The following is a 16,291-nucleotide window of genomic DNA, read 5'->3' on the forward strand; positions in this document are numbered from 1 at the left end:
TCAACCCGTCCGCCTTTTCTTTGACCGCTGGCGATCCAGGCCCGGTGCACATCAACGATGGCAGCGCGATGCCAGTGCCCGGGGACGGTGTTCTCGCCGGGTGAAGCTGTGCAAGACAAGAGCCATCATGAACACAAGACTCTATCGGCTGGTATTCAATGCCGTTCGCGGCATGCTGGTGGCAGTTCGCGAAAGCGCGACGGGATGCGCCAAGGGCCGCCATGGCGGAACGCGCGGCGGCGCGACAACGGCGTTCGTGCCGGTGCTATGGCTCACCGCTGTGACGACGGCAATGATGGGCGTCCCCGTAGCGGCGCAGACGCTGCCGATCCAGGCGGACAGGAATGTGCCAGGGCAACGTCCGGTGGTCGGGGTCGCGTCCAATGGCGTCCCGGTCGTGAACATCGCCCCGCCCCAACGCAACGGTGGAACCAGCGTCAACAATTTCATCCAGTACAACGTAGGCCCGTCCGGCGTGGTGCTGAACAACGGCGGCCAGAACTCGCAGACCCGGATTGCGGGCTGGGTTCAGGGCAACGTGCAGCTGGGCAACAGCAGTGCCGGCAATATCGTGGTTCAGGTGACGCAACCCAATCCGTCACAATTGCTAGGGGCGCAGGAAATCGCCGGCAATCGCGCCAACCTGGTCCTGGCCAACCCCGCGGGCATCACCTGCTCGGGCTGCGGCGTGATCAATGCAGACCGCTTCACGCTTTCAACGGGGCGCCCGGTGTTTGGGGCCGATGGCAGCCTGACCGGGTTCGATGTGCGGGAAGGCCATATCGGGATTGATGGCCCAGGCCTGTCCAGCCCGCAGGCGCAGGTCGATCTGCTGGCGCGCTCAATCAGCATTAACGCCGAACTGTGGGCCAGGCACCTGAACGCCATTGCAGGCGCGAACCATATTGACCACTCGACGCTCAACGCCACGCCGCAGGCGGGCACGGGCGCCGCGCCGCAGTTCGCGCTGGATGCGGCGGCGCTGGGGTCGATGTACGCGAATTCGGTACGTCTCATCGGGACCGAAAAAGGCATCGGCTTCAATGTCGGCGGCGGCATCACAACCCGCGCTGGCGATATCGTCGTGGACAACAATGGGGACGTGCGCATCGTGCCGGGTGGCCGCCTGCAGTCCGAGGGTGGCGCCAACGTTGCCGGGACCAACATCGATAACGCCGGCACCATCACTACGCGCGGCGCCATCAATGGCAGCACGCCGGGGCAGCTGGCCAACAGCGGAACGATGGCGGCCGGCACGGATCTGCTGGGCTTCGCCGAGCGTATTGTGAACACCGGGACCATCGGCGCCGGGGTCGATGCCAATGCCAGCGTCACCGGCGCGGGCACGGCCAGCCTTGCCGCGCGCACCGCCATCCAGTCCAGCGGCAAGCTCGTCACCGGGGCCGATTCCAACCTGTCGGCGCCAACGCTGGACCTGTCCAACGGTACGACCGTCGCGCACAACACTGCCACCCTGAACGCCTCGGGTGACATCACGCTCCAGAACGCGCGGCTCGAAGCCACTGCCTTGCAGGTCAATGCCGGCGGCAGGGTGGATAACCGGGGCGGCGCCATCGTGGCCGGCACCAACGGCGGCCAGGTCAGCGGCGCTACCGTGTTGAACCAGAACGGCGCCATCACCAGTGCCGGCGCACTGCGCGTCGCCGCATCGCATACCGTGGACAATGCCTGCGCCACCGTAGCCGGCACCGGAGCGACGACTGTAGCTGGGGCGACCATCGCCAACCGCGGCGGCGTGATCGGCTCCGTGCAGGACAACCTGACCCTGAATGGCGCTCTGGACAACACCGCCGGCAAGGCCCTGGCGACCAGGGACTTGGTCATTGTCGGCGGCGCCATCACCAACGACCATGGGCAACTGTCGGCAGTCCAGGCGCTCAAGGCCGATACCGGCGGCCAGGCGCTCACGAACAACGCCGGTGAGATCTCGGGTGCCAGCGTCCAAACCGACACGGGCCTCTTCGACAACCGCGGAGGTGTGGTGCAGTCCACCGGACTGCTGGTGGCAGACACGCACGGGCACCTGTACGACAACGGCAACGGTGGCCTGACAGTCGCCGACGGGCCATTGACGCTCGCCACGGGGGTCTTCAGCAACCAGGCCGGGACGGTCTCCGGGCAGCAGTCGGCTAAGGTCAATGCGACGATCCTCGATAACTCCGGAGGCAAGTTCGTTACCGGTGGGCCGCTTGACGTGACCGCCGGGAGCCTGGCCAACAACAGCGGCTATCTCGCCTCGAAAGGCGACGCGACAATCCGCCTGACCGGCGGCTTCGACAACACGGCGGGCTTTGCCCATGCCGGCGGCCTGCTCGACGTTCAAGCGAGCACGGTGGTGAACCGCAGCACGCTCGGCGGGACCGACGCGGCGCCGAAAGGTATGGAAGGCGGCAGCGTCCGGATCGCCGCCAGCACCATCGACAATATCGATGGTGCCCTACGGGCCGACACAGCCATGACGGTCGCCTCGGCGACGTTCAACAACACCCGGGGCGAGATGACTTCGGGCGGCACCGCGCAGTTCAATGTCGGCGCCACCACCAACACCGATGGCCTGCTGGCGGCCGACACCCGGCTCGCCATCGTTGGCAATAGCCTTTCCGGCGACGGTACAGTGCGGTCCAAGGGGGATGTTGATATCCACCTGACCAACGACTTCACCAACACCAAAACGCTCGCCGCCGGCGGGAACCTGACCTTCGACACCGCTGGCAATATCGTCAACAGCGGCAAGATGCTGTCCGCCAACTCGATCGACGTACATGCCCGCAATGTCGACAACTCGGGGGAGTTGTACGGCGAAGTCGCCAACACCGTGCGCGCCGACGAGGCAGTCACCAACAGCGGCCTGATCGAAGGCGGCACGGTGCGTGTGCAGGCCGGCACGACGGTCACCAATACCGACCGCATCTTCGGGGACGCTGTTGCCATCGGCGCCGGCGTGCAGATCCTGAACGACCAGGACGCCGCCACTGGCAAAGGGGCCGTGATCGCCTCGCGCACCGGGGATGTCAACCTGGGCGCGCCGGACATCGTCAACCGCGAGCACGCGCTCATCCTGTCGTCGCAGGACCTGAACGTCGGCGGTGCGCTGGACGCCGAGGGCAAAGCCACGGGACAGGCCAGCTCGCTCACCAACGCCTCGGCCGTCATCGATGTGGCACGCGACGCCAACATCAACGCGGCCAGCATCCGCAACGAAAACAGCCATTTCGAGGCCCAGGAGACGGACACCGGCGTGAAAAGGACTCTGGTCTACCGCCTCAAGGGGTCAATGGACGATATCGACCCGACCACAGCGCTTATCTTCGACTGGAGCGGCAAGGACGATTACTTCCATCCAGGCACGGACCTTGGCTGGCTGTACCGCGATGGCAACCAGAAAGGCGTGGCACGCGTGCTGCTGCTGCCCTCGGAGCAATATCCATTTGCTGAATTCGGTCCGCCGTTCGACTGGTCGCGCCGCCCCGACGGCGAGGCCGGACCAGTGATGCCTTGGCAGGACCCCTATTACCTGGACTACTACGGCGGCCTGCCACAAGAACAGTGGTCGCCGCTGGGTCTGGCCTACACCTCGCACTACGAGAAGGATGCAAACGGAAATCCGGTGCTGGTGACGCAGCAGTACAACTATCCACCCGACCACCCGATCTGGGACAAGCTGAAGGTCGAGCGTCCCGACAGTGCGCCTCCTCCTTATGCCGCACCGTGCGAGATCGACGCCCCGCCGGCGTGCAATGCCGCATACCAGAAGTACCGCGACTGGCAAGGCGCCAATGTTGCGAAATATGAAGCGCTAAACGAAAGGATCGTTGCCTTCAACAAGGATTTTCACGCGCGCACTGTCGACAACTTTTATTCCGTGGACAAGCAGACGCAAGTGCGCGAGGAGGTGGTCTTGCATACCGATCCCGCCCGATTGCTGGTTGGCGGCAATGCCACGATCAACGGGGCCGTGGCCAACGACAAGAGCGAGATTGCCGTCGGCGGCACACTGACCGCGCCGGCACCAGTACGCAACGAAGGCTATACCGGCACCCGCTTCGAGACTAGCACCGGCACCCAGGCGTGGCACTACATCAATCGCGGCGTCAACGCACCGGACCGGCGCAGCGACAGCTCCCCCTTGGCTCCGCTCAATCTGACGCTTCCGCTGGTTCTGGCAACGGGCACCACGCAGGAGCATCTGCAAACGGTCCCTGGCAGCGGTGCGTCCGTCGACCCGAAGGCCGGCACCGGCCCGATTGCCAGCGCGCCAAGCTTGATGCAGGTGTCGCTAAATCCCGGCGGCAGTACGGCCGGAGGGCGCCTGGGCGGCGAGCTGATCCGCACTGTCACCCCGTCGCTGGCGATGCCCGGCAACGCGCTATTCGTCACGCGCACCGACCCCGGCGCGCGCTACCTGATCGAGACCGACCCGCGCTTCACCAACCAGCGCCAGTGGCTGTCCAGCGATTACATGCTGACCCAGCTCGGCCAGGACCCGACCAGGGCCCTCAAGCGCCTGGGCGACGGCTTCTATGAGGCGCGGCTGGTGGCCGACGCCGTGATGCTCGGCACCGGCCAGCGCTTCGTTGGGGACTACACCGACAATGAGGCCCAGTACAAGGCGCTAATGCAGTTGGGCGCCGAATTCGCCAAACAGTTCTCCCTGACCATTGGGACGGCACTCACCGCTGAGCAGATGCAGGCGCTCACCACCGACATCGTCTGGCTGGTCGAGAAGACCGTCACGCTGCCGGACGGCTCCACGCAGCAGGTGCTGGTGCCACAGGTTTACCTAAAGGTGCGCGAGGGCGACCTCAAGGGCGACGGCACGCTGATCACGGCGCGCAACATGGCGATCCAGACCGGCGGGGATGTGAAGAACACCGGCACCATCGCGGCGCGCGACGTGATGCTGATCGATGCCGGCAATATCCGTAACGAGCGCGGCACGCTGTCAGCCGGCAACATGGAATTGCACGCGAAGCAGGATATCGAGAATCTGGCGGGCAGGATCAGTGCCGGCGAGTTGGCAGCCACGGCCGGCAGGGACATCAACCTGTCCACCACCACAGCCTCGGACAGCAACAAGGCCGGCGAATCCACCGCCAGCCGCACCGTAATAAGCGGCGTCGCGAGCGTGGACGTGGACAATGCCGTGCTCGTAGCGGGCCGGGATATCAATAGCCAGGCGGCCAGCATCACGGCAACCGGCAGCCTCGGCATGGGCGCCGGGCGGGATATCAACCTGGACACGGTGAAGGTCGCCGAGAGCTTCGATGCCGTCGCGGACGCGAAGAACCGCTCCAGCGTGGCGCGCAGCGCGGAGCTCGGCTCACAGATCATCGGCCACGATGTAGCGCTCGTTGCCGGCCGGGATATCAATGCCAAGGCCGCGTACGTGAACGCTGACGGCGCCCTCGCCGTCAGCGCGACCCGTGACATCAACGTGAAGGCCGTTGAGGCAAGCGCGGCGATACGCGACGAGCAGTCGAAGCAAAGCGGCGGCGTCCTGTCGAAGAAGTCCACCCATACCATCGACGCGGCAAGCCGCACTGAGGCGCTCGGCAGCACCTTCTCGGGCGACACGGTTGACATGACGGCGGGTCGTGACCTGAACACCTCTGGCAGCACCATTGCCGCCACGCACGACGTGACCCTCGACGCCGGACGCAATATCGCCATCGGCACGGCAGAGACCACGTCCTCGTCCTACAGCTTCAAGGAGGAGAAGAAGACCGGATTTGGCGCCACCGGTTCCGGCCTCTCCTACGGCAAGCGCGAACAGAAGGACACCGTCAGCGACAACAGCACGCAGCAAGTGGGCAGCCTGGTAGGCTCCACGGGTGGCAGCGTGCACATGAATGCGGGCAGTACGCTGAAGCTCACTGGCAGCGACCTGATCGCCGCCAAGGACATCACCGGTGTGGGCGCCGACGTGACCATCGAGGCCGCGCAGAACCGCCAGCACCATGACGAGACGCATGAGGTCAAGCAAAGCGGCTTCACGCTGGGCGTGTCGGGCGGCGCCATCGGCGCGGCGATCAATGCGGGCAACAAAGTCATCTCGGCCAGCCAGAGCCAGGACGGACGCGCCTCGGCGCTGTGGGGCATGGCCGCCGGGCGCGATGCCTACGACGCCGCCACATCGCTCGCCAAGGATGGACTTGCCGGCGGCGCCGCGCTTACCCTGTCTTTCGGCAATAGCCGGAGCAAGCAAACCCTTACCGAGGACAGCACCCTTCACAATGGGTCCAACGTGTCAGCGGGCGGCACGACCGCCTTTACTGCCACGGGCGTGGATGCCAATGGCAACGGGACGGCCGGCAACCTGAACATCATCAGCTCGAACATCGACGCCAACAAGGTGGTGCTCGGTGTGAAGAATGACATCAACATCGTGTCGGCCACGGACACGAACGAGAGCCACAGCACCAACAAGTCGAGCAGCGCCAGCGTCGGTGTCTCCTACGGCATGGGTCCGAACAACGCAGGCTTTGGCGCCTCGGCCTCGGCCTCGACGGCCAGAGGCAACGCCGACAGCCAGGGCGCCACGCAGGCCAACAGCCATGTGACCGGCAAGGAGTCCGTCACCTTGGTGTCGGGCAACGACACCAATATCCTGGGCGCCACGGTGAGCGGTGGCAAGGTGCTGGGCGATGTCGGCGGCAACCTGAACATTGCCAGCCGCCAGGACACCGAAAAGGTGCGCGCCCGGCAGGAAAGCACGGGTGGCGGCTTCAGCATCAGCCAGGGCGGCGGTTCGGCCAGCGGCTCCGCGAGCCAGGGCAAGGCCAGCGGCAACTACGCGAACGTGAGCGAGCAATCGGGCATCTACGCAGGAGAAGGCGGCTTCGACATCCGGGTGGAGGGCAATACTGACCTCAAGGGCGCGGTGATCGCCAGCGCCGCCGGCAAGGACAAGAACCAGCTCGACACCGGCACGCTCAGCTTCAGCGATATCCGGAGCCACTCCGACTACAGCGCAACCTCGTTCGGCGTTTCGGGTGGCATTACCGCTGGCCCACAGAACAGCGAGAAGAACAGCGGCCAGACCTCGGGCAGGAACACCGGCGGCATCAGCCCGATGATCCCGCAGCATGAGAGCGGCAGCCAGGACGGCGTGGCGCTCAGCGCCATTGCGGATGGCACCATCGCGATCCGAGACGAGGCGCATCAGAAGCAGGACTTGTCGAGCCTCAAGCGCGACACCGCCGCCACGAACACTACGGTGGAAAAGAATCCCGACCTGAAGAACGTGCTCGACAAGCAGGCGGACACGATGGCTGCGGCGCTGGCGGCGGGCGAGGCAATAGCGAAGACGGTAGGTCAGGTTGCCAATGCTAAGCAGGCGGCGGCGGAAGAACGGTACAAGGCTGCTGCGGAGGCGTATCGCCAGGATCCGAGCGCCGAAAACCAGGCGGCCATGGCGGCAGCCCAGTCCGATATCGACGGCTGGAAGGAAGGGGGTGAGTATCGCGCTGCACTCCACAGCGCGGGCGGTGCACTCGTCGCCGGCCTGGGTGGAGGCAATGCGTTGGCCGGAGCGGCTGGCGCGGGCGCGGCATCCTTGGCCGGCGGCAATTTAAGCCAGTTGGCTAACGCCGCCAATAGCGCAGTTAGCACCGGCAGCAGCGAACTTGATCAAGCGATTGGTAACCTTGCAGCCAATATTGCTGCAGGCAGTATTGGTGCGGTTCTCGGCGGCGGCTCCGGCGCGGCTACGGCGTCCACTACGGATCGCTTCAACCGCCAGCTCGGCAATGACGAACGAGCATTGGCGATCAAGCTGGCAAAAGACAGCGGCGGAAAGTACACGACAGAGCAGATCGAGAACGCGATGCGCGCGGGTGGCAACTCCCTGCGTGGCGAGAATGTGACGAGCGGCATGGTTGTCGATGGTAAGAACAACCCCAACGGTGTCAGCGACATGGGCGCAAAATGGGAGGTGGGTCAGGACGAAAACGGAAATGGCCGCTATTTGGTTCAGCAGGTTCAGTCCAACGTTGATCCCGGGCTTGCCGCCTATATTCAGGGGAAGACCGGGGGAGAAATGTCGCCCTACAACTGGAGTACGGATACCCTCGGTCAGTCAACTGCATCGACATCAACTTCTCCGCAGAACCTGTTTACCCCTGCTGCTAGCGGATGTATCACTGCGGAATGTGCCGCTGGCATCGGAGGTACCGGTGGCCGTGGCTTGCTACCCGACTACGTAACAGTCAGCGGAGGAGCATTGTCGGGCACCGTCGGCGGAGCGATGAATCTTCATGACGGCACGAAGTATCTTTCCACGGGGGTGGTCCTGACAAATCCATCCGCAGTTTCATTTTCACTTGGTGGAGCAATGAGCTTTGGCTGGATATTCGGGGCAAACAATGGGAATGATACCAATTCGTTCATAAATGGCGACGGAAACCAAGCCTTCATTTCTATTCCAACACCTTTCCGCGTCAATGGTTATGCCGCGATTACGCACGCGTACGGCGGTGCCACGGCAATTGAGTTTGGCGTTGCGTCACCAGGAAGGATCAGCTTTGGCTTAATGCCATGGGGTCATTCCTCACCGACAAAAGAGAATTCAAGGTAAAGGAAAAAACTATGGCAATCGGCGGTGGCCCAACACCGGATCAATGGAAGAAGATGAGTCGATCGGAAAAGATCTCCTACGTCCTATTCCTTGCATTCGTCTTCGGCGTGATTCTCTATTTCGCCTACGAAAAATGGATTGCATAGCGTTACAGGTTGTGCAAGCCCGTTTGATGTTTCTGGCATTTTAATTCATGCTTCCCAAGACCAAGAACGCGCGTCACAAGGCGCGCGCTACCTCTCCATTTGTCCCGTTCCTCCTGTCGTTCCCCTCGCTGGCGGTTGCCCAGGCATTGCCGTTCTTCCCGGCCGTCACTCCGAACGACGCCATCGAGCGCCGCCAGGAACAACAGCAGGGGGCCGCGCGTGAACGCGCCCTGGCCCGTCCCGACGTATTGACGCCCGCGCCCGAGACACCCACCGTAACCGGGCAGCTGATCCTGCCCACCGAGGCGCCGTGCTTCCCGATTCTGACCGCGGAATGGGAAGGCGCCGAAGACTTCGAATGGCTGCGCGCCGAGGCCGGCATCCTGCCCGGCCAATGCGTCGGCGGCAAGGGATTGGAGACTATTCAGCAATACTTCGCCGCACGCCTCGTCGCCCTGGGCTATGTGACCACGCGCGTGCTGATCCCCGAACAAAACCTCGCCAGCGGCACGTTGCGCCTGCGCGTGGTGGCCGGGCGCATCACCGGCGTCAAGGCCGACGGCACGCCCGGCTGGTGGCGCACGGCCCTGCCGACTGGTCCCGGCGGACTGGTCAACCAGCGCGACCTCGACCAGGGCATGGAGAACATGCGCCGCCTGCAGGGCCAGGCCGATGCCGGCATCGACCTCGTGCCCGGTGACAATCCAGGCGACACCGATCTGGTCGTCAAGCCCGGCACGGGCAAGCGCTGGCATGCGCTGGTGACAGGCGACAACGGCGGCCTGGAGTCCACCGGCAAGTACCAGATGGGCGGCACGCTGACCGTAGATTCGCCGCTGTTCCTGTATGACAGCCTGACGATCTCGGGCAACACCAATGCCGACGTCGGCAACGGCGCCGCCGGCACGCGCTCGTCGGCCATCAACTACAGCATTCCGTTTGGCTACTGGAACGCATTCGTCGATGCCAACCAGTCGAAATACCACCAGACCGTAGCGGGCTTCGAGGGCGATATCGTCTACGGCGGGCGCAGCACGCAGATCGAGGCGGGCCTGGGCTATGTGCCATTCCGCAATGCCTCGGGCAAGACCAGCCTGTACGGCAAGGTTTTCCGCAAGACAGCGAGCAGCACGCTGGACGGCATCGACCTCGCCGTGCAGCACCGCGACTTCGTCGGCCTGGAGTTCGGCGCAGCACACCGCCAGTTCTTCGGCGCCAATGTGTTCGACATTGGCGCGGCGTGGCGCAGATCGCTGCCGGCGCACTCGAAGGCGCCGGGCTTCGTCCTCGGCGATCCGTCCTGGGCTGGCAAATCGGAGATCGTGCTGGCGAATGCCGGTCTGATGGTGCCGCTCCAGGTGGCTGGCCAGCACCTGCGTTACCAGACCAATGTCCGCATGCAGTACGCGCGCACACGCATCCTGCCATCCGACTATTACACCATCGGCAACCGCTATTCGGTGCGCGGCTTCGATGAGCAACTCACCCTGGCGGCCGAAAACGGCATCACTTGGCGCAACGACCTCGCCTGGCAACTCGGCAACGCCCGTCAGGAGGCGTTCGTCGGCTTTGACGCCGGTCACGTAGGCGGTCCCTCCGCGCAGTTCCTGGTGGGCCAGACACTGATCGGCGCGGTGATCGGGGCGCGCGGGCGCTGGGCCATGTGCCACGATGCGGCGCTGACTTACGAAGTGACGCTTGGCTGGCCCGTCAAGAAGCCGGAACTGTTCCGCACCAAATCGCACAACGTCGCCGCCCAGGTCGGGCTCGAGTTCTGATCCCCCTATGCCACGGCAAGGCTTTCCGGCCGTGTCGCGAGGGCAAACCAGGCGGCATTGGCACATGCCGCCACCGCTTCAGAACGTCAGCGGACGCTGCGCGGCATCGACGCCGCCGTCGATGAACACCACGTTGCCATGCATATAGCCTGCCTGCGGCCCGCAAAGGAAAGTAATCAGACCAGCCACCTCCTCAGGCTGCGCACGGCGACCCAGCGGTGGCAGGAAATCGCGTATGGCATCGCCGTAGCGCGGATCCTTCAACCCCGCCTGCAGCAGCGGTGTTTCCACCGCACCCGGCGCCACCACGTTGAGGCGAACACCCGCCTGCCCCCAGGCTCCGGCACGTTGCCGCGCAGCTGCCGTCACCGCATGCTTGGAGCTGGCATAGGCGATATAGCCAGCCTGGTCCCGCGTCGCTTCCGCCGCCGCGGCAGCTTCGAGCAAGGCACGCACGCCGGCCTCATCGACGGCGAGGTAGGCATCGCGCAAAGGGCTGCCCTCCCAGCACTGCAGCGTGGCGGAACTGGAAGACACCACCACGGCGCACGGATCCCGCCCGTGGCGCAGCGCATCGAACAAGCCATCCAGCAACGCCACCACGCCGAAGTAGTTGACCGACGCCACCAGTGTCGCGGGATCGACATGCGGGCCCAGGCCGGCACAGCAGATCAACTGGTCGATGCGGCCGCCCGAATGCGACAGCACAGCATCGATCGCCGCAGCGCGGCCTTGCGCGGTGGAAAGATCGGCAAGGATGTCCGCGTCGCGCAGGTCGACGCCGATGACCCGGCAACCGTCGGCCAGCATGCGCGCCCGCACGGCCGCGCCCATGCCGGACGCGGCACCGGTAATGACTGCGGTTTTCATGGTCAGTCCTCGAACACGTGCCGCAGGGCCGGCGGCACGATATTGCCCGGGTTCAGCTCGATCACGCGGCGCGCCACGCTGGACGGCCGTACCTGCTCGACGTCCGTATAGAACTGCTGGTACCAGTCACGCATCTGGTACATGGGCCCGTCGCCTTCGCACAGCAGCGGGTTGTCGATGCGGATCTTGCTGTCCCAGATGGCCACGTCCTCATAGAAGGCCTGGCGCGCCTGCTCGACGTAGGCTTGCGCCATGGCGCGGTTCTGCTCGTCGCTCAGCCCCGGAATCTTCTTCACCAGCACGCCGTAGCGCAGCACGAAGCTGTTCAGGTCGATCGGCACATGGCAGTTGAGCAGGACGGAGTGGATCTCCTGGTCGCCCATGCGGCCGCTCATGTCGGTGATGTGGTACGCCGGACCGAAGTAAGTCGACAACGCCGTCAGCTGCGCATCGCCCGACAGCCGGGCACTGCGCCCGATCATCAGCTGTGTGGCCTTGTGGTCTTCGAACAGATTGGCGAAATAGTCGACAGGCGACCCGTGTACGGTGCCGAAATGCGCCATGTCGGAGATATTGTCTACCAGCTCCCGGCAGTTGGTGCGGATCACCATCTCGTCCATGGCCCATTCCGACCACTCCGGCGAGAAGCAGGCGTCAATGCGCGGAATCGCCACCTCCGGCGGCGCCGGACGGCCCTCTGGATCGTGCCAGATGAACAGCAGCCGGTTCTGCTCGCAGGTCTGCCACGCGCCGACGCGCGCCTTGGGCGGCACGCGTTTGCAATAAGGGATCGACTTGCAGCCGCCGTCGCCGCCCCACTGCCAGCCGTGGAACGGGCATACCAGGTTGTCGCCCTGCACTGTGCCGGTGCTGAGGTCCGCGCCCATGTGCGGGCAGAAGCCGTCGATCACGCGGATGGCGCCGGTAGAGTCGGCGAACGCCGCCAGGCGCCTGCCAAAGATATCGAGTGTGTGCGGCTTGCCGTCGCGATAGGCGTCGGCCAGGCCGAGGCAGTGCCAGCCGCGCGCGTAGCGGGCCTCGGGCGGGCGTGATTCGATCTTGTAGCCGCTGATGCCGGTTTGGCTCATGGTGTCTCCTTGAAATCCCGTGGGAACTTCAAGATAAGAGCCTCCGGCCGCTGCCTCATCGTCCCATCGGACTACTGCAGTGCGACCAGGCGCGTCAGCGCCGGATCGTTGCCCGGGCCATGCACGCAGCTGACGCCGGCGGGATCGTAGATCCTGGCCACGCAGCCATTGCAGCTGTCGCAGGCCGAGCGCCGCACCGCGCCGCTGCGCCAGTTGGCGACCAGCGCGGGATCGTGGATCAGCGCGCGTGCCAGCGCGATGCAGTCGAAGCCTTCCGCCATCAGCTGCGCCACGTTGTCGAGCGACTTGACGCCGCCGACATAAGCCAGCGGCATGCGCACCGCCTGCCGCACCACGCGCGATGCCTCGAGGAAATACAGCTCGCGGAACGCCAGGTCGCGCGGCGTGCTGCGCTCCAGCATGGTAATGCCGAAGCGCGCCAGCGCGGTCGGGGCCGCGGCCTTCATCTGCGCCGTAGGCATCGGGCTGCCGAACAGCACCCACGGGCTTTCCACGTTGCGGCCGCCGCTGAGCGTCAGCAGGTCAGCGCCTTCCGCCTCCAGCATGCGCGCGGTCACGGCGGAGTCCGCGGGCTGGTTGCCGCCCGGCACGCCGTCGCTGACGCTGAGCTTGCAGCAGACGGCCAGTCCGTTGCCGACGGCATCCTTGACCTGCCGCAGCACCGCGGCCGGGAAGCGGGTGCGGTTCTCCACGCTGCCGCCGAACGCGTCGCGCCGCCGGTTGCTCAGCGGCGACAGGAACTGGTTGAGCAGGTAGCCGTGGCCCATATGGATCTCGACCGCGTCGAAGCCGGCTTCGCGCGCCAGCCTGGCCGCCGCGGCAAACTGGCCGGCCACGCGCGCCATGTCCGCCTCGCGCATGGCGCGCTGGAAATACACGCCGTGCATCATGCCGAAGGCATTGAGACCGGATGAGGCGCTGCCCGGCGCGCGGCTGCCGCCGTGGCGCATGGTGGTGAACGACCCTGCATGCGTGATCTGCAGGCAGGCCGCCGCGCCTTCGCGATGCACTGCGTCGGTCAGTACGCGCAGGTATGGCACCTGCTCCGGGCGCATGCTGAGCTGGTGCGCGAAGGTCAGTCCGTCGTCGGCCACGGCGGCGTAGGCCACCGTGGTCATGCCCACGCCGCCGGCGGCGAGATCGCGGTGGTGCCCGACCAGCGCCTGCGTCGGCAAGCCGTGCGGCGTCATGCCTTCATTGGCGCCCGCCTTGATGAAGCGGTTGCGCAGCGTGAGCGGACCGATGCGCAGCGGCGTGAAAGCCGTTGCTGCGGATGCCTGGGTGTCGTGCATGCTGTCTCTCCGCTTTTTATCCGCGACGTTCAAGCCGCATCGGACTTGAGGGCACGCGCGGGCGGCGTCGTGTCTCCGCCTGCCGCAATATCTGCCGCAACGCCTGCCTTCACGCGGGCGCGCTCCTCCTGCTCGACACCCAGCCACGCGGCCAGCGCCGGCAGCAGCGACACCGCGCCGAACAGGTTCACCAGGAACATGAAGGCCAGCAGGATCCCCATGTCGGCCTGGAACTTGAGCGCGGCAAAGGCCCATGTGCCGACCCCGATGCACATCGTCAGCGCCGTGAACAGCGCCGCCGAGCCGCGCTGGCGCATCGCCTCGGCGAATGCCTGCGGCAACGCCTGCCCTTCCTCGCGGATCTGGTGCTGGATGCGCTCGTACAGGTAGATGCCATAGTCCACGCCAACGCCAACACCCAGCGTGATGACCGGCAGCGTCGATACCTTCAGGCCGATGCCGAGGCGCGCCATCAGCGCATTGCACAGCACCGACACCAGCGTCAGCGGCACGATGATGCACAGCACCGCGCGCCACGAGCGGAACGTCAGCAGGCACAGCAGCGTGATCGCGCCGAAGATCGCCAGCAGCATCGCCACCTCGGCCTCTTCCACGGCCTCGTTGGTGGCGGCCATCACGCCGATATTGCCGCCTGCCAGCCGGAACGCGACATTGGGAGTCTTGTCGGCGGCGGTAAAGCGGCGGATCTCACGGACGATATGGGCAATGGTGGCGCCCTCGTGGTTGGCGGTGTAGATCAGCACCTGGATCGCCTGGCAGTTGGACGTGTTCATGCCGTTGTCCGGGTCGTAGGCCTTGGCGCCCTGCCCCAGGCCCTCGCTGCTGCGCGGCAGCGCCTCCCAGCGCGGGTTGCCCTCGTTGTAGGCGCCGATCACCACCTTGGCCAGCGACGACACGCTCACCACCGACTGCACGCCGGACACGCCGCGCATATGCATTTCGAAGCGTTCCACCGCGCTCATCACCGGGTAGTGCAGGCAGCCGTCGTCGAAGCCGGTCGGCTCCACCACCACGGTGAGCGCATCCGAGCCGATGTTGTACTGGCTGACGATGCTGGCGCTGTCGCGGTTGTAGCGCGAATCCGCGCGCAGCTCGGGCGCGCCGCTGCCGACATCGCCGATCTTCAGGCCGCGCGACTCGATCGCGCCCGCCGCCAGCAGGGCGAGCGCGGCGACGAAAACGCCGAGTGCCGGAGCCGGACGGGCCAACGCGCCGAACTTGTGCCACAGCCCGCCGCCACCCTGCGCGCGCCGCGCCTGCGACCGTGCCAGCGCCGACGGCTCCAGCCGCGTGTACGACAGCAGGATCGGCAGGAACACCTTGTTGGTCACGATCATCAGCAGCACGCCCAGGCAGGCGGTGATGCCAAGCTCGCGCACGATATCGATCTCGATGCGCATGATGACCATGAAGCCCAGCGCATTGGTCAGCAGCGCCACCGTGCCGGGAATGAACAGCTTGCGGAAGGCCGCGCTGGCGCTCTCCCGCGGGCTGTGCCCCTGCACCACCTCCTGCTTCCAGGCATTGGTCATCTGCACCGCGTGCGAAACCCCGATCGAGAAGATCAGGAACGGCACCAGGATCGACATCGGGTCGATGCCATAGCCCAGCAGCGGCAGCAGCCCCAGCAGCCAGCCCACCGGCAGCAGCGCTACCACCAGCGCCAGCACGGTGATGCGCAGCGAGCGCGTGTACAGCCACAGCAGCAGCGCCGTGACAGCAAAGGCCAGCGCGAAGAAGCCCATCACGCCGGCGATGCCCTCCTCGACATCGCCCACCAGCTTGGCAAAACCGACGACATTGACTTCGACGTCCTGGCCGCTGAATTGCGCGCGGATCTTCTCCAGCTGGCGCGCGACGGAGCCGTAGTCGATGGTCTTGCCGGTGGCCGGATCGGTCTCGCGCAGCTCCGCGCGGATCAGCGCGGACCTGAGGTCATTGCTGACCAGCCGGCCGATCTGCCCGGAGCGCGCCACGTTGCGCCGCACCTTGTCGAGCTCGTCCGGCGCGCCCGAGAAGCGCCCCGGCACCACCACGTCGCCGCGGAAGCCGGCCTCCGTCACCTCGGTGTAGCGCACGTTGGGCGTGAACAGCGAGAACACGCGGGAGCGGTCCACGCCCGGGATGAAGAAGACTTCATCAGTGGCGTGGCGCAGCTTGTCCATGAAGGCGGCGTTGTAGATGTCGCCGTCGCCCTTCCAGCGCAGGCTTACCAGCACCGTATTGGCACCGGAGAAGGTGCTCGCGTACTTGGTGAACACCTGCATGTAGGGGTGCTGCAGCGGGATCATCTTGTTGAAGCCGGGATCGAGCCGCAGGCGCGTGGCCGAGAAGCCCAGCGCCACGGTCACGGCCAGGCACAGCAACAGCAGCAGGCGGCGCCGGTGCATCAGCACGCTGGCGCAGGCATCGACGAAGCGGCCCAGGCGGCCGGAGGATTGGGGGCGGGTCATGATCGTTCTCGCGTTCGGTCAGGCGG

General features: G+C 65.6%; 7 protein-coding genes. 3 read left to right on the forward strand and 4 right to left on the reverse strand.

Annotated features, from left to right (window positions below):
- The first annotated feature begins 127 nt into the window (after nucleotides 1-127).
- The 3 genes from IPF36_RS10375 to IPF36_RS10380 are packed head-to-tail and all read left to right on the forward strand — an operon-like array spanning nucleotide 128 to nucleotide 10,520.
- Nucleotides 128-8,596: a hemagglutinin repeat-containing protein gene (locus IPF36_RS10375; protein ID WP_135703628.1), complete on the forward strand. Its 8,469-nt coding sequence runs from the start codon at nucleotides 128-130 to the stop codon at nucleotides 8,594-8,596.
- Nucleotides 8,597-8,607: 11 nt separating this feature from the next.
- On the forward strand, nucleotides 8,608-8,742 hold the full coding sequence (locus IPF36_RS34600; protein ID WP_255519741.1) for a hypothetical protein: 135 nt from the start codon (nucleotides 8,608-8,610) through the stop codon (nucleotides 8,740-8,742).
- A gap of 47 nt (nucleotides 8,743-8,789) precedes the next feature.
- A complete protein-coding gene (locus IPF36_RS10380; RefSeq protein ID WP_135703627.1) occupies nucleotides 8,790-10,520 on the forward strand; it encodes a ShlB/FhaC/HecB family hemolysin secretion/activation protein in 1,731 nt (576 codons plus the stop codon).
- A 78-nt stretch (nucleotides 10,521-10,598) separates the two neighbouring features.
- Here IPF36_RS10380 and IPF36_RS10385 read toward each other — a convergent pair whose 3' ends face one another.
- The 4 genes from IPF36_RS10385 to IPF36_RS10400 form a co-directional block, all read right to left on the reverse strand.
- A complete protein-coding gene (locus tag IPF36_RS10385) occupies nucleotides 10,599-11,390 on the reverse strand; it encodes an SDR family oxidoreductase (RefSeq protein WP_195427928.1) in 792 nt (263 codons plus the stop codon).
- A gap of 2 nt (nucleotides 11,391-11,392) precedes the next feature.
- The gene (locus IPF36_RS10390) at nucleotides 11,393-12,478 is read right to left on the reverse strand and encodes a Rieske 2Fe-2S domain-containing protein (protein ID WP_195427929.1); all 1,086 of its coding nucleotides are present in this window, start codon (nucleotides 12,476-12,478) and stop codon (nucleotides 11,393-11,395) included.
- A gap of 71 nt (nucleotides 12,479-12,549) precedes the next feature.
- A complete protein-coding gene (locus IPF36_RS10395; protein WP_195427930.1) occupies nucleotides 12,550-13,791 on the reverse strand; it encodes an NADH:flavin oxidoreductase in 1,242 nt (413 codons plus the stop codon).
- Between the two features lie 29 nt (nucleotides 13,792-13,820).
- A complete protein-coding gene (locus IPF36_RS10400) occupies nucleotides 13,821-16,265 on the reverse strand; it encodes an RND family transporter (protein WP_135703624.1) in 2,445 nt (814 codons plus the stop codon).
- Between the last annotated feature and the right edge of the window lie 26 nt (nucleotides 16,266-16,291).

It is taken from the genome of Cupriavidus sp. IK-TO18 (genome assembly GCF_015549295.1).
Taxonomy (GTDB): domain Bacteria; phylum Pseudomonadota; class Gammaproteobacteria; order Burkholderiales; family Burkholderiaceae; genus Cupriavidus; species Cupriavidus oxalaticus_A.

Coding starts and splice junctions, on each gene's coding strand:
- IPF36_RS10395 (WP_195427930.1), bottom strand. CDS start 13,791: ATGCACGACACCCAGGCATCCGCAGCAACGGCTTTCACGCCGCTGCGC.
- IPF36_RS10380 (WP_135703627.1), top strand. CDS start 8,790: ATGCTTCCCAAGACCAAGAACGCGCGTCACAAGGCGCGCGCTACCTCT.
- IPF36_RS10385 (WP_195427928.1), bottom strand. CDS start 11,390: ATGAAAACCGCAGTCATTACCGGTGCCGCGTCCGGCATGGGCGCGGCC.
- IPF36_RS10375 (WP_135703628.1), top strand. CDS start 128: ATGAACACAAGACTCTATCGGCTGGTATTCAATGCCGTTCGCGGCATG.
- IPF36_RS10400 (WP_135703624.1), bottom strand. CDS start 16,265: ATGACCCGCCCCCAATCCTCCGGCCGCCTGGGCCGCTTCGTCGATGCC.
- IPF36_RS34600 (WP_255519741.1), top strand. CDS start 8,608: ATGGCAATCGGCGGTGGCCCAACACCGGATCAATGGAAGAAGATGAGT.
- IPF36_RS10390 (WP_195427929.1), bottom strand. CDS start 12,478: ATGAGCCAAACCGGCATCAGCGGCTACAAGATCGAATCACGCCCGCCC.